The 21337-nt window shown below is 58.1% G+C and carries 23 protein-coding genes; 6 read left to right on the forward strand and 17 right to left on the reverse strand.

Features of this window, described 5'->3' with window-relative positions; translation table 11 throughout:
• From ACO59D_RS01420 to ACO59D_RS01430, 3 genes are all read right to left on the reverse strand, one after another.
• Positions 1 to 740 (reverse strand): amidohydrolase family protein (locus ACO59D_RS01420; protein WP_485125453.1); only part of this gene is annotated, 740 nt, incomplete at its 3' end.
• A 161-nt stretch (positions 741 to 901) separates the two neighbouring features.
• Complete coding sequence (locus ACO59D_RS01425) at positions 902 to 1807, reverse strand: LysR family transcriptional regulator (protein ID WP_485125454.1); 906 nt, start codon at positions 1805 to 1807, stop codon at positions 902 to 904.
• A gap of 39 nt (positions 1808 to 1846) precedes the next feature.
• On the reverse strand, positions 1847 to 2311 hold the full coding sequence (locus tag ACO59D_RS01430) for a MerR family transcriptional regulator (RefSeq protein ID WP_485125455.1): 465 nt from the start codon (positions 2309 to 2311) through the stop codon (positions 1847 to 1849).
• 91 nt (positions 2312 to 2402) lie between these two features.
• Here ACO59D_RS01430 and ACO59D_RS01435 point away from each other — a divergent pair, with 91 nt between their 5' ends.
• Entirely contained in the window at positions 2403 to 3569 is a 1167-nt protein-coding gene (locus ACO59D_RS01435; protein ID WP_485125456.1) for an iron-containing alcohol dehydrogenase, read from the forward strand.
• Positions 3570 to 3744: 175 nt separating this feature from the next.
• Here ACO59D_RS01435 and ACO59D_RS01440 read toward each other — a convergent pair whose 3' ends face one another.
• Positions 3745 to 4230: a transposase gene (locus ACO59D_RS01440; RefSeq protein ID WP_485125457.1), complete on the reverse strand. Its 486-nt coding sequence runs from the start codon at positions 4228 to 4230 to the stop codon at positions 3745 to 3747.
• Between the two features lie 380 nt (positions 4231 to 4610).
• On the opposite strand from ACO59D_RS01440, the gene ACO59D_RS01445 reads away from it, so the two are divergent.
• From ACO59D_RS01445 to ACO59D_RS01460, 4 genes are all read left to right on the forward strand, one after another.
• Positions 4611 to 5597, forward strand: coding sequence for a MurR/RpiR family transcriptional regulator (locus ACO59D_RS01445; protein ID WP_485125458.1), 987 nt, complete (start codon positions 4611 to 4613; stop codon positions 5595 to 5597).
• Positions 5594 to 6496: an N-acetylmuramic acid 6-phosphate etherase gene (gene murQ, locus ACO59D_RS01450; RefSeq protein ID WP_485125459.1), complete on the forward strand. Its 903-nt coding sequence runs from the start codon at positions 5594 to 5596 to the stop codon at positions 6494 to 6496. Before ACO59D_RS01445 ends, murQ begins: the two co-directional genes overlap by 4 nt.
• A gap of 71 nt (positions 6497 to 6567) precedes the next feature.
• The gene (locus ACO59D_RS01455) at positions 6568 to 8052 is read left to right on the forward strand and encodes a PTS transporter subunit EIIC (protein ID WP_485125460.1); all 1485 of its coding nucleotides are present in this window, start codon (positions 6568 to 6570) and stop codon (positions 8050 to 8052) included.
• Between the two features lie 96 nt (positions 8053 to 8148).
• The gene (locus tag ACO59D_RS01460) at positions 8149 to 9210 is read left to right on the forward strand and encodes a MupG family TIM beta-alpha barrel fold protein (protein WP_485125461.1); all 1062 of its coding nucleotides are present in this window, start codon (positions 8149 to 8151) and stop codon (positions 9208 to 9210) included.
• A 57-nt stretch (positions 9211 to 9267) separates the two neighbouring features.
• On the opposite strand, the gene ACO59D_RS01465 is transcribed toward ACO59D_RS01460, so the two are convergent.
• On the reverse strand, positions 9268 to 9924 hold the full coding sequence (locus ACO59D_RS01465; RefSeq protein ID WP_485125462.1) for a PaeR7I family type II restriction endonuclease: 657 nt from the start codon (positions 9922 to 9924) through the stop codon (positions 9268 to 9270).
• Positions 9917 to 11275, reverse strand: a complete 1359-nt coding sequence (locus ACO59D_RS01470; protein ID WP_485125463.1) for an Eco57I restriction-modification methylase domain-containing protein — start codon at positions 11273 to 11275, stop codon at positions 9917 to 9919. Before ACO59D_RS01470 ends, ACO59D_RS01465 begins: the two co-directional genes overlap by 8 nt.
• 478 nt (positions 11276 to 11753) lie before the next feature.
• Here ACO59D_RS01470 and ACO59D_RS01475 point away from each other — a divergent pair, with 478 nt between their 5' ends.
• Positions 11754 to 11906, forward strand: a complete 153-nt coding sequence (locus tag ACO59D_RS01475; RefSeq protein WP_485125464.1) for a hypothetical protein — start codon at positions 11754 to 11756, stop codon at positions 11904 to 11906.
• Between the two features lie 14 nt (positions 11907 to 11920).
• On the opposite strand, the gene ACO59D_RS01480 is transcribed toward ACO59D_RS01475, so the two are convergent.
• The 11 genes from ACO59D_RS01480 to ACO59D_RS01530 all read right to left on the reverse strand — a co-directional run bounded on the left by ACO59D_RS01480 (position 11921) and on the right by ACO59D_RS01530 (position 21329).
• Positions 11921 to 12886: an aldo/keto reductase gene (locus ACO59D_RS01480; protein WP_485125465.1), complete on the reverse strand. Its 966-nt coding sequence runs from the start codon at positions 12884 to 12886 to the stop codon at positions 11921 to 11923.
• 40 nt (positions 12887 to 12926) lie between these two features.
• Complete coding sequence (locus ACO59D_RS01485) at positions 12927 to 13790, reverse strand: DeoR/GlpR family DNA-binding transcription regulator (RefSeq protein WP_485125466.1); 864 nt, start codon at positions 13788 to 13790, stop codon at positions 12927 to 12929.
• 51 nt (positions 13791 to 13841) lie between these two features.
• The gene (locus tag ACO59D_RS01490; protein ID WP_485125467.1) at positions 13842 to 14711 is read right to left on the reverse strand and encodes an aldo/keto reductase; all 870 of its coding nucleotides are present in this window, start codon (positions 14709 to 14711) and stop codon (positions 13842 to 13844) included.
• Positions 14704 to 15327, reverse strand: coding sequence for an NERD domain-containing protein (locus tag ACO59D_RS01495; protein ID WP_485125468.1), 624 nt, complete (start codon positions 15325 to 15327; stop codon positions 14704 to 14706). Before ACO59D_RS01495 ends, ACO59D_RS01490 begins: the two co-directional genes overlap by 8 nt.
• 9 nt (positions 15328 to 15336) lie before the next feature.
• Positions 15337 to 16656, reverse strand: coding sequence for an iron-containing alcohol dehydrogenase (locus ACO59D_RS01500; RefSeq protein ID WP_485125469.1), 1320 nt, complete (start codon positions 16654 to 16656; stop codon positions 15337 to 15339).
• Between the two features lie 170 nt (positions 16657 to 16826).
• The gene (gene iolC, locus ACO59D_RS01505) at positions 16827 to 17861 is read right to left on the reverse strand and encodes a 5-dehydro-2-deoxygluconokinase (RefSeq protein WP_485125470.1); all 1035 of its coding nucleotides are present in this window, start codon (positions 17859 to 17861) and stop codon (positions 16827 to 16829) included.
• 23 nt (positions 17862 to 17884) lie between these two features.
• On the reverse strand, positions 17885 to 18082 hold the full coding sequence (locus ACO59D_RS01510) for a hypothetical protein (RefSeq protein WP_485125471.1): 198 nt from the start codon (positions 18080 to 18082) through the stop codon (positions 17885 to 17887).
• Between the two features lie 97 nt (positions 18083 to 18179).
• The gene (locus tag ACO59D_RS01515; protein WP_130811099.1) at positions 18180 to 18848 is read right to left on the reverse strand and encodes an RpiB/LacA/LacB family sugar-phosphate isomerase; all 669 of its coding nucleotides are present in this window, start codon (positions 18846 to 18848) and stop codon (positions 18180 to 18182) included.
• 26 nt (positions 18849 to 18874) lie between these two features.
• Positions 18875 to 19792 (reverse strand): class II fructose-bisphosphate aldolase, encoded by a 918-nt coding sequence (locus tag ACO59D_RS01520; RefSeq protein ID WP_485125472.1) that lies wholly within the window; start codon positions 19790 to 19792, stop codon positions 18875 to 18877.
• A 66-nt stretch (positions 19793 to 19858) separates the two neighbouring features.
• Positions 19859 to 20962, reverse strand: coding sequence for a PTS fructose transporter subunit IIC (locus ACO59D_RS01525; protein WP_485125473.1), 1104 nt, complete (start codon positions 20960 to 20962; stop codon positions 19859 to 19861).
• 58 nt (positions 20963 to 21020) lie between these two features.
• Positions 21021 to 21329, reverse strand: coding sequence for a PTS fructose transporter subunit IIB (locus ACO59D_RS01530; protein ID WP_130811102.1), 309 nt, complete (start codon positions 21327 to 21329; stop codon positions 21021 to 21023).
• Positions 21330 to 21337 lie beyond the last annotated feature (8 nt).

Consider the following 21337-nt stretch of genomic DNA (forward strand, 5'->3'; position numbering starts at 1 on the left):
TGCATCAAAGCATCCGGTATCCGGCTCTCAGATGCAACGACTTGAAGATAGGAGTGCACCATGCGCAGATGCGGGTATCGCTCGAAGAAGTCGGAGAAAAGCTCCCTGCCCACCGCCGTGGTCTGGTCCACACAGCGCCCGTATGAGCGACGAAGGTTGTTGTAGCCCAACAGCGACTCCGCATGCACCGGCACCGGCACATGGTGGACATACACCGTGGCCCCCAGCGTGTCCAACTTGCTGAACAGCGGAGAGAACATCTTGTCATCCAGGTAGTGGTTGCCGTAGTGGGCGCACAGCTGCACCCCACCAAAGCCCAGCTCCCCTAGGCAGCGGTCTATCTCGGCATCTACGCGAGACCCTCCCGTGGCCGGTACTACTGCCAGCGGAACGAGCCTGCCGCCGGACTCGCGTGCATAGCGCGCCATGCCGTCATTGAAGAGCTGGCACGTCTCGAGCGACATCCACTCGTTGCAGCCTGGGACCTTCAATACGGCAGCATCCACGCCTGCCTTATCCATATCGGCGAGCATACGCTCGAGAACGTAGTCCCCCTGCGCGTAGTTCAGACTGGGGAATCCTGTGGGCTTCTCCACCACCACCTGGCGTACGCCGTCAGACTCCTTCAAGTACGCATTCGTGTCGTACGCGCGTGGAGCCTCTGCCACGAACCGGTCCAAAGCCTCGGGGTCATCGAACAGCCCCTCCGGAAACCAATACATGTTCGCATCTATTACCATGTAACCTCCAAGCGGACTGGACGAATACCATGTTTCGCTCCTTACCAGGAAGTCTAAAGGGGATTTTATTCCACAACAATTCAGTTGTCAGTTTTACTTATTCTTATTCTTCATAATTTGAGATGGGGCCACTGCGTGGCGCGTATGAGTTGGTCGCGAACCTAGGAGTGCCGCCCGAAATGGTCGACGTATTCCAAGAACCTCATACCTGCCGGCGAGAGTTCCCCGTCACGCAGGTAGTACGCCTTTATCTGCGTGGAGATAGTAGGCTCCAGCTCAACCAGCGCCACGTCGCACGTGGCGAGATAGCTCGCCGGCTTACGCATGAGAAGCGAGACACCCATGTGCCGGCCCACCAAATCGATGATGTTCTCCGCGCGCTTACCTTGATAACGCACCTGAGGCACAAACCCCTCGACCGCGCAGGCATCCAAGATCAACGCATGCATGATGGACCCCTTGGGCAGCAGCAGGAACTCCTCGTTCGCAAGATTGGACAGGCTGATTTGAGTGCGGGCCGCAAGCGGATGATCCTTGGGCAGCACGGCTACCAGGTGGTCGTCGGTGTAGGGAACGGTAGCAAACTCCTCGTCGCCCGAATCCTTGTTCGCGTCGCCATCCCACTCGCGGATGAAGGCGACCTCCAGTCTCCCCTTGCGCAGCATCTCCTTGAGCTCATCGGCGTCACCCTCGTACACCTGCAGACGAGTCGACAGGTTGCCCTTCTCGTACGCAGAGAGAATTGCCGTTATGCCGTATGGGACCATGATCGGAATGGAGCCAATGTCCAAGATGTGCTTCTCGTTCTCCTTCTGGTCGTGCAGGGCCACCTCAAGCTCGTAGCCATCATGTGCGATGCGCTTGGCGTAAGGCAAGAACACACGGCCGGCAGAACTCAGCTCCACGCGCCGAGTGGAGCGGTTTAGCAGCGTAGCGCCCAGCTCTTTCTCGAGTGCCTTGATGTGCTTGGAGAGCGAGGACTGCGAGATGAACAGCTGTTCGCTGGCCTCAAGGAAGTTGCGCGTCTGCGCTAGCACCACAAACTCCCTGCACCGCTCTACATCCATCACTCCTGCCTTTCCGCAACAGCAGCTACGAGCTTTTTCTTAGCTGGAATGGTGCCTGTCGGCAGCAAGGCCCGCATGCGCTGAATCCCACAGACGCCTGCCGTCATCCGGCAGGCTGTCGGGCGCGCCAGCCATGAAGCCCTCGTTCCCGCACCTTGTTGCCATGCCATAGTACCAGCGCTTCCAGTCGATCATCGCACGCGTGCGCTCGAGCTCTGAAATCTGCTCATCCACCTTGTGGCGCTGCTCCTCGAAAAGCGACAGGCGCTCGCCGTAGGTCGCGGGCCCCTCCTGGCACAGGTCCATGAATCGTTTGATGTCGCGGATCTCCAGCCCGGAACGCTTCAGGCACTCGATCACGCGCAGCGCCTCAAGCTGGCCTTCTCCAAAGCGCCTGGTACCCGACGTGCGCTCGAGCCCAGGCAGCAGCCCCATCTTGTCGTAGTAGCGAATGGTCGAGACGGGCAGGCCAAACATCCTCGAAACCTGGCCAATTGTGTACATCGTGTTCCTCCAGAAATACCTTGACCTAAAGTCAGGTTTAGATTCTACAACAGTAATATCGGAGACGCGCAACCGCGAGGAGAAAAACGCCATGCTCGGAGACTTCACCTATCACAACCCCTGCCGCATGCACTTTGGCCCCAACGCCCTGGACGCACTACCCGACGAGCTGGCACAGTACGGCCCCAAGGTACTGCTGGCCTACGGCGGTGGCTCCATCAAGCGCACGGGACTCTACCAGCAGGTCATTGATGCTTTGACAGCGGCGGGCAAGACTGTGTTCGAGGTTCCTGGAGTCATGAGCAACCCCACCGTGGAGAAGCTGCGCGAGGGCTGCAAGGCCGCGCGCGAGAACGACGTGGACCTGATCCTGGCCGTGGGCGGCGGCTCCACCATCGACTACGCCAAGGGCGTCAGCGTGGGCGCCTGGGCGGACGACGACCCCTGGGAGAAGTACTACCTGGACATGGACCCCCTGGGCAACCGCGTGATTCCCGTGGGTGACGTGCTCACCATGAGCGGCACCGGCTCCGAGATGAACGGCGGCTCCGTCATCACCGACCACGCCGCCGGCCTCAAGGTGGGACGCGTATTCGGCTCCGACGTGATGCCGCGCTTTGCCATCGTGAACCCCGAACTCACGTTCACCGTGCCCGACTACCAGATGCGCGCCGGCATCTACGACGCCTTCAACCACATCTGCGAGCAATACTTCAGCGGTACCGATGACAGCACCAGCGACTACATCGCCGAGGGCCTCATGCGCAGCCTGGTGCACGCCAGCCGCATCGCCATCAAGGACCCCACCGACTACGAGGCGCGCTCCAACATCAGCTGGGTGTGCACCTGGGCGCTCAACACGCTCATCGCCTGCGGCAAGGCCACCGACTGGGAGGTCCACATGCTCGGCCAGGCCATCGGTGCCGTCACGGACGCCACGCATGGCATGACCCTCTCCGCCGTGAGCCTCCCCTACTATCGCCTGGTCATGCCCTACGGTGTGGAGAAGTTCGCGCGCTTTGCCCGTGTGGTGTGGAACGTGGATGACGCCGGCAGGACCGAGCGCGAGGTCGCCGAGGCCGGCCTTCTCGCCATGAGCGCATGGATGGACCAGATCGGCGTGGTCAAGCACGCCCGTGAGCTGGGCCTCACCGAGGAGAACATCCCCGCGGCAGTCAAGGCGACCTTCATCCTGGACGGCGGCTACCACAGGCTCGAGCCCCAGGAGGTCGAACGGATCTTCCGTGAGAGCCTGTAGGGAAGCGTTGCACACGGAGGGAGGCCGGCTATATGCAGTCAAGGGCTCCCGCCCAGTTTTCTTGAGGCGAGGCTCATCAAGCGTCAGCAAGCAGGGCACGACATTGCACCTTGAAAGCCGAATGCTTCTGGAGAGACTCCGGCCTACCTGCTGGGATCGTAGGCAACCTCGTCCCTCATGATGGGAAGACGATGTGGCAGAGCTTTCTTGCCACCGCCGTCACGGCTACCCTGTGGGGCGTGCGCTCGGACCTCTTCTTGTCGTAGAAGGCCGTGAGACCAGGGCCGTATTGCCTTGCCCCGTTGGCAGCAAGCCAGAGCGCCTGTCTGAGGTATGGCGAGCCATGCTTGGTGATAGGACCTCCGCCCGAGTCGAACCTCCCGGACTGGCCCACCGAGGACTCGAGTCCCGCGTACTTCGCGAGGGGAGGGGTACCTCCGAACCGCGAGACATCGCCGATTCCCGAGGCGGCCTGGGCCCATGATGTGGGAGACGCCGGGATGGTGGGGATGAGGGGCTCCCGTATGGGCCTCTCGACCTTGGCGCATCCCCACTTGAGGAAGTTCTTGAAGGATATGGGCCTGCCAAGCTCCTCGCTATGCTCGTCCACGGCCCCTGTCGTGCGGTCCGCCTTCGCGACGTCCACGCCTGCGTACGGCATCGAGAGCGTCCCATCGTCTCCTTTCTGGCGAAAGGTCTGCCCGCGTCACCCGGGACCGCAACCCCCTGGAGGAGATCCGAGGTGGCCGTCCTGGTTCCTCATCCAGCTAATCCGCAGCCAAACCCGGGTGGGTCAGGATGCCGTTCTTCTCTTGCCGGAACCGGCCTGATTGCCCGAGACGAGCACCCCATGAAACGCCGGGCTCCAAGCGGACGGATGGCGGCGGCGAGCGGTGGCAGGCAGCCTGCGGATACGCCGTCCTGTGCCACAACATGCAACGAACGTGTCAGTTGATGAATGAATCATGAATGAGACATATCATGAAGCCAAGCGTCCGGCCGTGTGCTGGACAAGGAGGGCCGAGGCAGGCCCGAAGACGCTTGGATGGGAAAGCGGGCATGATGGCGGGAGAGGGAAGCCAAAGGGATGGGCTCGAGCAGGGCACGCCGCACCTGGACAGCATGCCGCGCCGTGGCTTCAGGGTGCATCTCGAAGAGTACCGCTCCCTTGCCAGCACAGCAGAGAGCAACATCGTGGAGTTTCTCCTGTCGCATCCCAAGGATGCGGTCGGGATATCCACCCACCGTCTGGCCGAGCTGACCTATACCTCGCCCTCGACCGTGGTGCGTCTTGCGCGCAAGCTCGGATTCACCGGCTATCGCGACCTACAGCAGGCGCTTGTCTACGATCTGGCGGTGGCCGAACGCAGTGCGAGCGTCATCTCGGAGGGAGCGCTGCAGGGAGATTCAGTCCAGGCCATCATCAACAAGGTCGCAGCCCGCAACATCGCCACCCTCGAGCTGACGCGCGATGGGCTCGATCCGGCCGCGATCGAGCATGCTGTGGACCTTCTGGTTGGCGCCCGCCATATCTGCCTCTACGGCATTGGCGCCTCGCTCCTCGTTGCCCATGACCTGCAACTGAAGTTGCTACGCCTCGATGTCTCCTGCGACCTGTCGGACGACCTGCATTCGCAGATGCTCTACGCCCGGAACACGAAGCCACATGACCTTGCGGTCGTGGTCAGCTACTCGGGGATGACAGAGGACGTGCTGCGTTGCGTGCGCATCGCGAAGGGAAATGGGGCGACCATCATCTCGATCACCCGCGGCAGCTTCGGCTCCCCGCTCGTAGCGCTCTCCGACGTGGTGCTCGGCGTGGCCGCGACCGAGCTTGTCGTCAGGAGCGGTGCCATGTCATCGAGGATCGCGCAGCTCAACGTCGTGGACGTGCTGTTCACCGCCTATGTGGACAGGACCTACGAGACCAGCATCGAGCGCCTTTCCACGAACTGGATCGGGAAGGGGCAGGGCCTTGGCGGCGTGCCGGATGAGAGGCCTGGCGAGGGGAGAGGGAGAGAAAGATGATCGATCTGATGAAGCTGTCGACCGAAGGGCGCAACCCTTCGACCATGCATCTGGACGAGATGAGCCCACGCGAGCTGGTGGGGGTGATGAATGTCGAGGACCACAAGGTCGCCGATGCGGTCGGCGAGGTCCTAGACGAGGTTGCCCAGGCCATCGAGTGGGGCATCACCTCTGTCAGGGCCGGTGGCAGGATCGTCTACTTCGGGGCGGGGACCTCGGGCAGGCTCGGAGTGCTCGATGCAGTCGAGTGCCCGCCGACCTTTGGCGTCTCGCCTGATGTCGTGGTGGGCCTCATCGCCGGAGGGGAAGGCGCCTTCGTGCGGGCCGTCGAGGGCGCAGAGGATTCATTGACCCTCTGTGGCGAGGAGCTCGACGCGATTGGCCTTTCGGAGCGCGATCTGGCCATCGGCATCGCTGCAAGCGGCCGCACCCCCTATGCGATCGGCGGACTCAGGCATGCCAGGGAACTCGGCTGCCACACGGTCGCAATAGCCTGCAACCGGCACTCGAAGATCGGCGAGGTAGCAGACCTGGCGATCGAGCCCTGCTGCGGTCCCGAGGTGCTCTGCGGCTCAACGCGCCTCAAGGCCGGCACAGCCCAGAAGATGGTGCTGAACATGATCTCGACCGGCGTGATGGTGGGGCTCGGGAAGGCCTACGAGAACCTGATGGTGGACGTGAAGCAGTCCAACGAGAAGCTCGTGACCCGCGCCCAGAACATCGTGATGGCAGCATGCGGCTGCACCCGAGACGAGGCTGCTGCGGCACTGGCTGCCGGGGGCGGCTCTGCCAAGCGCGCCATCGTTGCCCTCAAGGTGCCCTGCTCGGCCGAGGAGGCCACATTGCGCCTCGAGAGGGCTGCAGGCCGGGTGCGCGAGGCCTGCGCACCCGGCAGATAGCGGTGTTCCGCGGATGGCAGGGCGCATCCGTCAGACATAATGCATGGACGGGAACGAGAGAAGGAGCAAGCATGAGCATGGACTACGGAAAGGTCGCCCAGAGCATCCTCGATGCAGTCGGCGGCAAAACGAACGTCGTGAGCAACATGGCGTGCATGACGAGGGTGAGGATCAAGGTCCATGATCCCTCCAGAGTCGACGAGGCTGCCATCAAGCAGATCAAAGGCGTGATGGGTCTGGTCGCGGATGGAGACCACTACGAAATCGTCCTCGGGCCGGGCACGGTGAACAAGGTGCTCGAGCCCCTGTCGAAGCTTACCGGCATTAGGCCTGACGATGTGACCAACGAGGTGCTCATCACGGCTGCTGCCAACAAGACTACCCAGAAGGCAAAGCACGACAAGCCGGTCCAACGCTTCCTGAAGAAGATTGCGAACATCTTCGTGCCGCTGCTGCCAGGCATCATCGCTGCCGGCCTCATCAACGGCATCGCCAACGTCATCAACGTCTCGAGCGGCAACGCCTTCGCGGGCGTCTGGTGGTACCAGTGCATCCGCACCATGGGCTGGGCCCTCTTCCTGTACCTGCCGCTCTTTGTCGGCATGAACGCCAGCAAGGAGTTCGGCGGCTCGGGCATCCTCGGCGCCATGGCAGGCGCCCTGTCCATCGCGAACGCCGCCATGCCGCTCCTGGCCAAGACGAAGGATGGCGCGGCCCTCGTGAACCTGCCGCTGGCCCTCCCGGTGCCCTCGTTCGCCGACGGCGCCATCTCGGTCAGCTTCTCGACGGTCTACAACCCCGCCGCGGGAGGCCTGCTGGGTGCCCTCATCTGCGGCATCTTCTTCGCCTGGCTTGAGAAGAAGTTCCACAAGGTGATGCCGAGCATGCTCGATACCTTCCTGACGCCGCTCTTCACGGTCTGCATCGGTGCCGTGGTTTCCGTCCTCGCGCTGCAGCCGATTGGCGCCTTCCTGACCCAGGCCATCTTCGTGATCCTGTTCTTCTTCTACAACACCCTCGGCGTGTTTGGTGCCTACCTGCTCTCCGCCACCTTCCTGCCGCTTGTGTCGGTCGGCCTGCACCAGGCCCTGACGCCGATCCACGCAATGCTCAACGACCCCGCCGGCCCCTCGGCGGGCGTGAACTACCTGCTCCCGATCCTGATGATGGCAGGCGGCGGCCAGGTCGGCGCGGGTATCGCCCTCTACGTCAAGACCAGGAACGAGCGCGTCAAGACCTACCTGCGCGAGTCCATCCCCGTCGGCATCCTCGGCGTCGGCGAGCCGCTGATGTATGCCGTGACCCTGCCCCTCGGCAAGCCCTTCGTCATGGCCTGCCTCGGCTCCGGCATCGGCGGCATCCTCGCCTGGCTCTTCCACCTCGGCACGGTATCCCAGGGCGTCTCGGGCCTCTTCGGACTCCTGATCGTGGTGCCGGGCACCCAGCTCTACTATGTGATCGCGATGCTCGCCGCCTATGCGGCAGGCTTTGCCTTCACCTACTTCTTCGGCGTGGATGACGCTCGCATCGACGACGTCTTCGGCACCGAGGCATAGGGAACGAGACACGATCGGTCCGGGGCCTGCAGGACTCGTGCCTGCAGGCCCCATCTGCACGGAGGCACCACACGGCAAGCAACACGGGAGGACTCAATGGAAACTGGCATATCCATCTATCTCTCTCAGGATCCAGAGGCGCAGGCAGCGCTCGTCGAGCGCTCTGGCACCGCAGGCGTCCGCTATGCCTTCACGTCGCTCCATATCCCCGAAGAGGCGGGTGTCGACTATAGGACCCGCGCACGGCAGCTGCTCGCGCTCTGCCATGGCCACGGCATCGCCCTCATTGCCGACATTGCGCCGGCGACCCTGAAGAAGCTGGGCTGCGAGAACTTTGAAGAGCTGCGGCGGCTCGGCGTCGAGTATGTGCGCCTGGATGACGGGTTCGACGCCACGCGGACGGTGGAGCTCTCCGGCATCTTCCATGTGGTCTTCAATGCCTCCACGATCTCTGAGACAGACATCGTGGCCTGGAGGGCAGCCGATGCCGACTTCTCCCGCTTCGCTGCCTGCCACAACTTCTATCCCAAGCCGCTCACAGGCCTTGCAGTCGAGGATGTTGCCGCCATGAATGCCCGCCTCAAGGCTCTGGGGTTCCAGGTCATGGGGTTTGTTCCTGGTGACCGCGACCTCAGAGGCCCGCTCCATGAGGGGCTGCCGACAGTCGAGGCACATCGGGGAGACACCGGGGGAAAGCTGGCCCTCGACATGCTCGAGCTCGGAGATGCGGGCTGCGATGTGGTCCTTCTGGGCGACCCAGGCGCCTCGCCGGAGCTCTGGCAGCGCATGGCAGAGATCTCGTCGGGATGCCTCGGCCTGCATGCCGAGCTCGACGCTCCCTTCCGGCATCTCTTCGGCCGCATCCAGCACGAGAGGCCCGATTCCTCGCCCTGGATCGTGCGTTCGCAGGAGTCGAGGCTCTGGGACGATGTGCCCGAACCGCCATCTCCCCAAGAACATCCCGGTGCCGAGGCGCAGCCCGGCGACATCCTCATGAGCACGACGGCCTACGGCCGCTATGCCGGGGAGCTCGAGATTGCACGGAAGCGCCTTGCCCTCGATGGGCGCGATGTCAGGATCGGACAGGTGGCAGCGGCAGACCTTCCCTTCCTGCCCTTCATCAGGAGAGGTGCCGGCTTCCGCTTCGTGGAGGCCTGAGGAAAGATACGGTAGCGGCGCGGCAGGAACGCCTCACCGCCAAAGCGCAGAAGGAACCTACGCCCTCATGACGTCAATCCAGCCCTTCAGATGGGCGACAAACTTGTCGTAGGTCATCAAGGGATCCGGTTCTTCGACAACACCGTTTTCCAAATCGATGACTGCAACCCATACGGCCTGGTAGACTCTCTCGCGAAGCAATCTTTTGCCTAGGATGGTGAATCGCTCGACATAAGATGAGTCTTCGAACTCCTTGTCAAACGCATAGCGTGACTTCGCGCCAATCTTTGATGGTCTTGTGCTCTCGGGGGTCTTGCGAACCAGCAGTACATAGCCGAAGTTGGGAGGAAGGTCATTCGGCTCGAGGAGGTGGTTGTGAGTAGCGTAGTCCACATCGGAAGCACTCCCCAGCGCCTCCTCCGCCCGGTTGTTTGCGTTGTTCCCAAAGCTGCTGCTGATACTTTTCAGTTCGATTGCTGCGACAAGGACCCCATCCTCGAACGCAGTGATATCCCACTTCTTGGAGGGGCGGAACCATCCAGGAAGGGTCACGTTAACGTCATCGAGGAAGATGTCGTTCCGGTTATAGCCCACCTGCTCCATGTCCTCAGCGATTTTCATTGCTAGAGGCGCGATGTGTCTCCCACTTTGCGTCCCCTTAATCACCGCGTAGTTCACGCAGTCGAGAACCGCGTCCTTCACGTCATCACGCATGGATGACCCCCAGCCCGTACGCTCGCCGGCTTGCATTGTTTGCACGAACACGGTCTCCGGCGGCGAACGCCTCGGTCAGCTCGTGCTTTGTGTCGTCGTCAACCTCATCGGCCCGGGGAATGTGCACCATTCGCAGGTACTGAGCCTGGAAGCGCAACGTCGACCCACGCATCTTCACCCCGAAGGCGTCCACGTAACCCTCGACGAGGTCGCTCATCATGAGGCCGCCGAGCGCCCGAACATCCCACTCTGTCGACGTCATCCAATAGCAGTTGTGGTGGGGATAGCGCGAACCGTCACTGTACACGGGGTCTGCTTTCGCCGCCATGTCGGGGAAGAGAAGCATCTCCTTCCCCAAAAGGTTGTGGTCTGGTTTGTCGAGCGTCCGGTACCACGAGTCGGGATGGTCCCTCGCAACCCTGCGATGTCTGAGTCTCTCCTCGTTCTCCTCAAAGTATCTCTTCAGCCTCGGGAAGTCATCAAGGTCTACGAGGGTTCCGTCATCGTTCCATGGATTCACGAGGCACTTCTTTACGTCACGCCTGCCAGCGCGCCAGTCACGCATGAAGAAGAGGGGCATCATGCGATCATGCTCTACAAGATTGGGGTCCTCTGTTATGTAGACCTCATCGCATCCCGAGGCGATGCCGATGCCCAGCCTGATGCCCGCATCTTCCAAGGTCGGAAATTTACTGGCCAGGTCACCAAGCACTTTGAGACGCTCGGGCGGCGCCAAGGGTATTGACGACGCCCCCGAAAGGGGGGGCAGGGTTCCAGCGGAGGCATTAGTCAAACCAGCCAAGCCACCCTCTCCAAGCAGCCATGCTTTTGCAGCCGAGGTATCATCCCGAGAGAACTGAGCCTCGCAGTCCATGTATCGGATTGCCCTTCCAGCCCCTCTTTTGAGTAGGGAAATAGCCGGATAGGCGGCGACCTCGTCCTCGAAGGCATCAACGCCATGCATCCGGACGTGGGCATCGAGGCTAAAGCCCTTCGAGATGAACGAACGAAGACGGGATCCGTATCGATTCTGAAGCCAGCGGTCCGCGCAGATGAAGCAGAGGGATCCGTCTTCCGTCAGCGCACTAAGCCCCTTCTCGAAGAAACCGACGTAGAGATCAGACCCCATCGTGCAGCACGAGAGCCTTTGCGCATAGAGTTCGCGTTGTTCCTTCGGAATCAAAGTCGCCCGAACGTAGGGCGGGTTCCCAACCACCCAGCGCGCCGAAGGTGCGTCGGAGAGGAGGAAGTCTCCTTCTGACACCCAGACATCCGCGAGGCCCTTCGACTGCTCCGAAGCGAGACCATAGCCTTCGAGAACATCGCGAACGGCACGTCTGCTCTTGTCCACGGATACAGGGTCGAGGTCATAAGCGCGGATGCATCCCTCTAAGGTGCCAATGGACAGTCTGCCCTCGCGGCTCGCGCTTTCACAGAGACGCTCCGTCATGCACCGTAAGAATGCGCCATCGCCACATGAAGGTTCTATTGCGCAGTAGGATGCAAGGCTTCGCTCCGAGGTGTAGCCAGCAATATCCAAAACAAAATCGACAACCCAATCTTTTGTAAAGACCACGCCTGGACTTGACAGCACCTCTACCTTCCTCCGAATACGAAGCGAGCCATCTTTGCCATGGGAACCATCATACCCGTGGCCCGCGGCAAGATTTTGGCTGAATCAGTGTTCGGGCGCGAGAAGCCCACAGAGGCTATCTTGGGTGCATCTGCCTGCATGAATATCATTCATTGGGACATGTGACGGACAAGCAAAGAAGAACAAGGTAAGCGTCATCGGCGTCTGCCCGGACCGGGAAAGCCCCCTCTGGAAGATGGCGAGCGTCGCGCTCCATGCCGCATCGGACCGGCTCAGCATCAGCCAGATAGACCTCAATTCCCGCTTCACCGAGTTTGCCGTAGCTGATGCACTTGTCGACGAGCTGCTCCGCAAGAAGGCAGACAGCTCGTCTCCCGGCAATGGTTGATTGGCTATGACATCCTAGGCCAGGTTGCGCTCGATGGAGCCATCCAGGAATCCCATCTCGTCTGCACTCAGCTCGAGTGTAGAGGCAGCACTGTTCTCGTGCGCTCTCCTAGGCGAGGAGCATCCCACAAGCGCCGTCGTGACGAATTCCTTCTGCATGGTCCAGGCAAGGGCCACCCGAGAGACCGAACATCCATGCTTCGCTGCTACAGAGTCCATATCCTGGAGCAGCTTCTGCACTTTCGAGAACAGGGGCTCCTTGAAGGCGGTATAGAACGTGTAGCGGATATCCTTCTCCTCGAAGTGCGGAAGCATCCTGAAGGCACCCGAGAGGATACCTCCGCCAAGCGTTCCGTAGGTCAGGGTTGCAAGGCCTCTCTCGTGTGCCCACTTCATGACCGTCTCATATGCTCTGTCCACCATGGAACACCTGAGCTCAACCGCGTCGATTTTTGCATAGCGCATGCATTCCTCAAGCTGCGGGATGCTGACGTTGCTGACACCGATATAGGAGATTTTCCCTTCCTCCAGGAGCCGGTTCAGCGTATCCATGGTCTCTGCCACAGGAACCTTATCATCTGGGTAGTGCATGAGGTAGAGGTCGATATGGTCGGTCTGGAGCCTCTCGAGCGATTCCTCGATCTCTCGCAGGATATCTTCCCTGCTATCGTCAATCACTCTCGCCCCGGTCTTGGCATCACAGTAGTCGCCAAACTTCGTGACGAGAAATGCCTTCTCGCGGTAGCCGTCCTGAAGCGCCTTTCCGACCAGCTTCTCTGCAGAACCGCCCATCCCATAGACAGGTGCCGTATCAATCACATTGACGCCTTCGTCGAGAAGCGCCCTCAAGGTTTTGATGGAGCGTTCCTCTTCGGTCTCGCCGAAGAGGAGGCCATAGGCATTCCTGCCACCCATGGCCCAGGTGCCAGCTCCCAAGACAGAAAGCTTTTCTCCGATACTCTTGCCAGTTCTATAGCGCATAGAAAGCTCCAATACAGTGATGAGACGCCACAAGGCGCTGCTACACTTCGTTGAATCTCGTGCGCTCTCTGCCGATGTCGCTATCAACATCCTGCCCAACGACCAGGTCTCCACCGATGAGTTCCAGCGTGGTGCCTGCATCTGAAGCTTCTATAGCTTCGCTCACTTTTCCATCAGGGTCGTAGTCCATCACCATGGCATCGAAATCAGCAATGTCACCGAATTTGACAAAGCGTGGAGCTCTGACCTTCGAGGCATCCATCAGCATGATCCGGTCTCTTGCTTGTGCCAGGAAGCTGCGCTTCACTTCGGCGTTGCCCATAAATTCTGTCGTAAAGCCTTTGCCGGGAGTGAAAGCATCCGTCGCCAGAATGGCCTTATCCACGAATATCTCTGACAGATTCCTCAGCGTCATCATGCCAGTGATATAGCGGTGGTTCTTTCTCAGGTGGCCGCCGAGGCAGATGACATCAGCATGGGGAAGGTTTGAGTCGGCATATGTCGCTATGGAAAGGTCGCTTGTCACGATGGTGATATCGCGCTTGTCGGCAAGGGCACGCACGAATTCAAAGGTCGTCGTACCGGTATCGACCATCAAAGACTCGCCATCAGATATAAGCCCAGCCGCTTTGGAGGCAATCGCACGCTTGGCAGCTGAATTGACATTCATGCGCTGGTCCGGATAAGAAATCGTGATAGTTCGCATAATTGATACGGCGCCGCCACGTGTCCTGCGGAGCTTGCCTGCATCCTCGAGCTTCTTCAGGTCGCTCCTGACGGTCACTTCCGACACATCAAACTTCCTGCAAAGATCAGCGACGAGAACCGTGGATTTATGCTCAAGCTCTTCCATGATTCTGGCCCGCCGTTCATCGGCTAGCATTTTGTCCTGCTGACGGCTCATCAGGATACCTCCATAGCATCGAGCCCCTATCGGCTCAGATTATCGCGCATATCACTTGAACCACTCATCGCAATAATCCGGATGAAAGGTATACTCGGTCATCGTATCCATTGCGTCGAGAGCCGCCATCGCCTCGTCGCCAAGCGAGAAATCGAAGATTTCCGCGTCCGACTTGACTCGCTCTGGATGAATGGATTTCGGCAGGGGCAGGAACCCTTTCTGAAGGGACCACCTGACACATATTTGGCCAATATCTTTGCCTTGACGACCAGCGATGTCTTTCAGCTGCTGGCTCGAGAAGGCCCTGCCTCTCATAAGGGGTGCCCAAGCCTCAAGCTGTATATTGCGTTCCCGGCAGTACTGCACCGCTTCGCGCTGCTGATATGACGGATTGAGCTCTAACTGATTGACCATCGGCAAGATGTCTGCCTTCTGGGCCAATGCGTCGAGATGATGGGGCAAGAAGTTGCTGACGCCAATTGCACGTATAGCTCCATCCGAATAGAGCTTCTCGAACGCTCTCCAGGTGTCCCAGATTCTTTCATGCCAACTATCCCGATACCCCGGGCAGATAGGCCAATGAATCAGGTAGAGATCGAGATAGTCTGTCTCGAGCCATTTGCAGCTGCGCTCAAACGCTGCAAGAGTCTCTTCGTAGCCCTGGTCATCGTTCCAGAGCTTGCTCGTAATGAAGAGGTCGCCGCGGGAAATGCCGCTTTCCGCCACAGCCTGTCCAACCATCTCCTCGTTGTGATACGAAGTGGCAGTATCGATATGCCGAAACCCGAGAGACAGAGCGGCAAGCACTGCACCCTTTCCCGTCTCATCGGCTGGCATCTTGTAGGTTCCGTATCCAATGCACGGGATGCGGACGCCATTGGAGAGCGTGTAGGTATCGTTCTTGTCCTTCAGATCAATCATCTGCACACACCTTCCTGAACAGCTCGAATGCATTGGTTACTTCATCAGGTCCTATTCCGCCCTCACGCATGTCGCACAGCTCTTCGACGGCTTTCTTGGCCGTCTTAACCGGCACCGCTGAGTCAGCATGTTCGAAGGTGGATTCATCTCCAAAGGCAATCACATAATGAATTGGCACCTCATCGCCCAGGGTCTTCCTCAGAAACTGTTTCTGCTGCGCAACCAAAGCCAAGGGCGAAGGCATTCGCACCGTTTTTCCCTGCCGCGTTACCTTCCAGTTGCCATTGCCGACTGCAGAGACGACATCGCCGCTGTATGGCATCAAACAGATTGAGATAAAGCCATGCTCGCTGAATACCGTCACGAAATCCGCCAGCTTTGCACCCTTCTTGCCAACCGCCGCGTTGTAGACGATGCGATGACTTCCGACCTTGCTCTTCAAGTATGAAGACGTCGAAAGATCGTGCTGGAATCTCATGTGCCAGAAGTACTCAAGAAAGCTGGAAAACAGCTCCTGATATATGGTCCCCTTGTACGAGGGCCATAGCTGGATGCCTTGAGCAGCAATGAGCGCAACCAGCACTGCCACGAGGGCAGCCAAGACAGTCGAATCCATCAGATTCCTTTACCTATAGATTTCTTTGTACAGCTCGATAATGTCTTGCTTGCTTGGCTGCCGCCACGTATTCTGCGGGCTTCCGTTTGCAAGAGCGTCATCGGCCATCTTTTCAAGGACGCTGCAATAGGCACCCCGCTCGATGCCAAGCTCGGACATTGTCGGGATCTGGAGTTCAATCAGCAGCGCATGAATCCTTTCGATCAACGACTCAGCAGCCGCATTGTCATTCGCATCGCTTGCAATTCCGCAATAGCGAGCAACTGCAGCAAACCTCCCGGGTGCACCAGTAAGCGCAAAACGAAGGCACGCTTCCATAAGCAGTGCATTGGAGAGCCCATGAGGCACATGGAACATGGCGCCAATAGGCCTCGACATGCCATGAATGATTGTGACTGATGCATTGTTGAAACCAATGCCAGCCTGCAAAGCAGCCAATGACATTGCAGAACGTGCACTCAGATCATCCGGTGTCTCACAGCACTTGCTGAGATTCTCGAGAATCAGTTTGGCTGCAGACAGAGAAAACACTTCGGAAAGCGCCTGGGCCTTGCGGGAGGTATACGATTCGATGGCATGACAGAGGGCGTCAAGGCCCGTGGTTGCAGTGACTCCATGTGGAGCGCTTTTCGTAAATGCCGGATCGATCACCGCAACATCGGGGATGAGCGATTCGCTGGCAATGAGCATCTTCACCTGCGCGGCGGTATCCGTGATGATGGTAAACTGCGTCGCTTCTGAACCTGTCCCCGCTGTTGTAGGTATGGCTACCATTGGGCACGCTGGCCTCGTGAACCTCTTCCTCCCCATGAAGTCAGAGATCTTGCCTTCATAGCCATTCATAAGTGCAATCGCCTTCATGGCATCCATAGGCGAACCGCCGCCAAGGGCAATCAGGAAGTTGCATTCATCCGAGACAAAACGTCTGACTCCTTTATGGACCACGGTGTCTGTCGGCTCTGCATTGACCTCGTCGTATACAGAATATTGCACTCCTGATGCATCGAGGGCTTCTGTCAGCATCTGCAGGTTGCCAAGTTCTTTCATGACAGCATCTGTAACGATGAGCGCTTTCGATCCGCAACGGGCAAAGGCCGGGGCCGCTTTAGCCAATGCGCCTTCGCCATTGATGATTTTCTTTGGTACGAGGAATTCGCGTGCCATAAACGACACTTCCAATCTTGGCCAGTTTCCGAATACAAGAACATGCAGCGGCTCCTGAAGGAACCTGTTGACGAGATTAATGACGTGCCCAAGGAACAGGGCGGGGACCACTGCTGTCAGTCCAAAACCAGCAAGACTGCCGAGCATGCAGATTGAAAGCAGCACAGCGCTGCAGCACCCAGCCCGCTCTTTGTCTGGACGACAATGCCGGCAGCCAGTGCAAGAAGCCCAATGCAATAGATGCGACTCTCAGCACGAGACGCGTCAGTGCGGATTTCTTTTCCGTACTATCAAGGCAGCTCTCGTCATTGTGTGTCCGACTCTGAGACGAGGCGCTATGCACGTGCTACCATCTCGCCATAACGCGATTTCTCGTCTTCGATGAATTCGGCGACCTCTTGTGCCGTCGGCAAAGAATCAGAGCAGTTGTTGCTCCTCACCATCATCGATGCTTCGGCAGAGCCGAATTCCAGACAACGAGCAATATCCCATCCTTGGAAAAGACCATAGAGGAAGCCTGAGCCATAGCCATCTCCTCCCCCAAAGCCCTTTCTGGCCTCTACCGGGAATGGCTTTATCGAATAGCTCTTGCCATCGCTCGTATAGGCCGTTGATCCCTGCATTCCATGCTTGATGACAACGATTGTTACGCCTCTGCTCCGCCAATAGGATGCGCTCTGCGTATCGTCCATACCCGGTGATACGAGATGCTCCATCAGGTCAAATTCTTCACGCGATCCCATGATGATATCTGCCTCTTTGGCGACAGCAGAATAGTAGATTGAGATCGTATCGTCGTTTTCCCAGTTATATGGGCGGTAGTCGATATCGAAGATGACCTTTGTGCCAAGTCTCTTCGCAAGAAGAGCAGCCTTGAGGGCGGCTTCCCTAGATGGGCTGGACGCTAATGCCGTACCGGAAATGAGGATGGCCTTTGCTCTGCCAATATAGTCAGGATCGATGTCATCGACACCCAGCTTCAGATCGGCAGCATCGTTTCTATACATGAGAATGTCAGACTTTGACGGGCCCATCATCTCCGTGAATGTAAGGCCCAGCTTCTCTCCGTGAGTACATCTCGTAATATGCGATGTGTCGATACCCAGTCGATTGAAGTAGCCCGATGCAAAGTCACCGAATTGGTCATCGGATATCTTTGCAAAGAAGCCTGCTTTCATGCCATGATGCGTAATCCCAACTGCAATATTTGCTGGAGATCCGCCAATGAACATCTCGAAATAGTGCACATCCTTGAGGGGCTTGAATTCCTCCTTGATAGCATCGCTATACGCAGGGTTGAAATCGAGGGCAATCCTACCGAGACAGATGATATCGAGTGGCCGCGATGCATCATAGCCGAACAGATCCATGAGAGCCTCCATAATCTCACAGTTTAGAAGGGGAAGAAGACAAGTGCGAGTGCAACGCCGATGCAGATCAAGGGGGCAATCCTCGCCCTGTTTTCTGCCTGGCTATAAGAATTCACGTTCGAATCCTTTGCGACCCTGGCTGCAAAGGAAGCACGGACCTTTGCCAATAGGCCTATCCCAATGGCCACGGAAATAAGCTGCATTGCCTCTGAGATTTGCATCGTCATCTCTCCTGATAAGGCATATGCGCCGACACCTAAAACCAATGGCACCAGCGCATAGCGTCTCGCGAACAACAGACTAGGTGTCAGTCAGCTTCTACTCGGCAAGCTCCTTAACAAGCGCCTCAAGCTCAGGATTCTGGCAGTTTGCATAGAAGCAATCGAGGAAATGGCCCGTAAGAGCCGCCTGCACCATTTCGGGGTCAAGAGCGCGAATGATGTCGGGAAGCGGCTTTGCGACGCGCTTCTTCACGTCGTCGAGGAGCCTGACGTTGCGGTTCTGCGATTCCTTGCGATCAGCAGGATAGCCCATGCCCTTCGGCGAGCTGAATGCCCTTGTAAAGATGTTCTCGAGGTTAATCTCTGCGCCCCAGCCAAATCCCTTTGCGTACGGGATTGAAAGAGCGTTCCCATCATTGATCTGGAGGAACAGATACGCATCCGTCGGCTCGATGCAGTAGCCGCAGACAACACCCGGATACATGTTGCAGCTCATGAGGGCTCCCTGGCCAGTGCCGCAGCCCGTCACAACGAAGTCAACGGCCTTCGAGTTGAGCAGAAGGGCAGCCTGGATGCCGATATGCAGATAGGTCAGGCGCGGATTCTCGGGAGTGTAGTCCGACGGCAGATCGTTCGGATTGTCAACCTGCTGCATGCCCGTGTTGTAGACCGTGTGACCAAGAGGCTCGACTACTTTCTTGAGCGTCGAAAGAATGAGCCCGTTCTTGGATGCTTGCGAAAACTCGTTAATCAGTGCGATCTTCATTGTCTGTCCTGCCTCCTCGTGCGTTTTCAGAATGAGGGGTGCGGCACAGCTGTGTCGCACCCTTGTAAGGCCCATTCCTTCGAATCCGAATAGGCTCCGCCATAAACGTATTGGTCATTGGAACTGATAATGTGAATGTAGTCCTTGACGAACTTCTTTACACCTGCCTCGGCTGCAATCTGCAGGGCCATGAAATCAGCCTTTGGATCGTCAGCCAGAAGATCGGTCATGGCATCTTTTGCAGCGTGGAACGCATCGGTACAGACATTGATCTTGTTGATGCCCCCCGCAACCGCCTTGCGGAGATTCTCCTCTCCCGACCCAGAGCCGCCATGAAGCACAAGCGGCATCTGGAGTTCATCCTTGAGTTCAGCAAGGCGATTGAAGTCGAGGATGGGCACATATCCCTTCGGATAATTGCCGTGAGCAGTACCAATGGCTACGGCAAGGGCATCGACCTTCGTGCGATCAACGAACTCGCGTGCCTGCGCAACGTTGGTGTACATGTCATCAGTGCGCCCGTCGCCATCGGCAGCCTGGCCGACATGGCCGAGCTCCGCCTCGACGGAAATGCCCATCGGATGCGCAAGGCTGACGACAGTCGAGGTCTCCTTGATGTTTTCCTCAAAGGGAAGAGAAGAGGCGTCAATCATGACATTCGTGAATCCGGCCTGGATTGCACGGATTTCGTCTTCGAGCTTGGAGCCATGGTCGAGATTGTAGGATACAGGCACGGTAGCCTTGTTTGCAAGTTCCCTAACGACCGGAACAATCTCGTCAAGATGTGCGTGCTTTGCAATCTGTCCTGGACCCATCTGGACGATGATTGGCGAGCGCTCCTCTTCAGCCGCCGTAATCACGGCACGCACCATTTCGATGTTGATGCTGTTCACTGCCATGACGCCGTAGGTGTGTTCGTTTGCATGATCGAGGATGCTCTTCATAGAAACTAGCATGAGCCTGAACTCTCTCTTCCTCTTTGAGGTTGAATCAGCCTTCGGGGCCTTGGATTAGAAGTCGATGTCGAGGTCAACAATCTCCTCCTCGGCGTCCGCCTCTTCGGCCTGCTTCTTCTTGATGATTGCGTAGATAACGCCGGTGACCAGAGAGCCAACAACAAGAGCGACAACGGCCCAAAGCGGATTCGCCATCATCGGGAATACAAAGATTCCGCCGTGGCCAGCAACAGATTCGACGCCCATGCCAACTGCGATAGCGCCGGCAACTCCCGAACCGATCATGGAAGCAGGAATGAAGCGCAGGGGATCTGCCGCAGCGAAGGGAAGAACGCCCTCTGTAATGAAGCAAAGGCCCATCGGGAATGCAGTGATAGCCGTATCACGCTCTGCCTGGCTGAACTTGTCCTTGGCAATGAGGCTTGCAATGAAGACGCCGCAAGGAGGGGTCATGCCACCGATGATCTTTGCAGACATAGGGCCATAGACGCCGTCGGCACCGAGGCCATTCGCAGCCATAGAAGCTGTCTTGTTGACAACACCGCCCATATCGAAGCCCATGCATGCTCCAATGACCGCGCCGATGACTGCCTTGGAGCCGCCATTGAGAGAGATAATCCAGCCCTCAAAAGCGGTCATGACAGATGCCAGTGGACGAACGATGAAGCAGAGGAATATGCCCCCACATACAAGGGTGGAAATAACGGGGATGATGAATACCGGCATGAGGCCGACGGCCCACTTGGGAAGCTTCCACGTCTTCATCCAGAGGACGAAATAGCCGATAACGAAGCCAATCAGAAGGCCGCCGAGGAAGCCGGCCTTAGACATTGCGGATGTATAGCCAATAATGAATCCAGGAACGATGCCGGGGCGTTCCGCAATGGCATAGGCAATGCCTGCCGTAAGAACTGCTACTGCGAAATTCATCGCGTAGGTACCCAGCATGCTGATGCCCCACCAGAAGCCCTGCCATGTAAACGGCTCCATACCAGAAAATGGTGTTGCCCAGCCCGTAGTGTCATAGAGCGAGCCGATGGTGTAGCCGCCGAAGCCCTTCGCCAGAGCGCCGAGAATGCCACCTGCAACAACCATGGGAATCATGTATGAAATGCCCGTCATGACCGGCTTCTGAATCTCGAACTTCTTCTCTGCCATAAGAACTCCTCCCTTCTTTCTCCTTTTGCTTTGCACTTGCACGCTCAAAACACAACGATCACTCGTTGAGCTTCTTCTCAATCGTTGCAATGAGACTCTTCGGGCTCTTCATTGCGACCTTGATGGGAATATCGACGACACGCTTGCCCTTGAAGCGACTCTTGTCTACCGCAATGTCATGGCAGATGATCACAACGTCAGCATCGCGGACCTCATCTTCCGCAAGCACATTCTCTGCACCGATCGTGCCCTGCGTCTCAATCTTGCACTGATGCCCTGCGGCTTCGGCGGCCTCCTGGATCTTCTGCGCGACAATATACGTATGCGCAATTCCGGCTGTGCAAGCAGTTACTCCGACAATCTTCATGACGCTCA

It is taken from the genome of Tractidigestivibacter sp. (genome assembly GCF_057241865.1).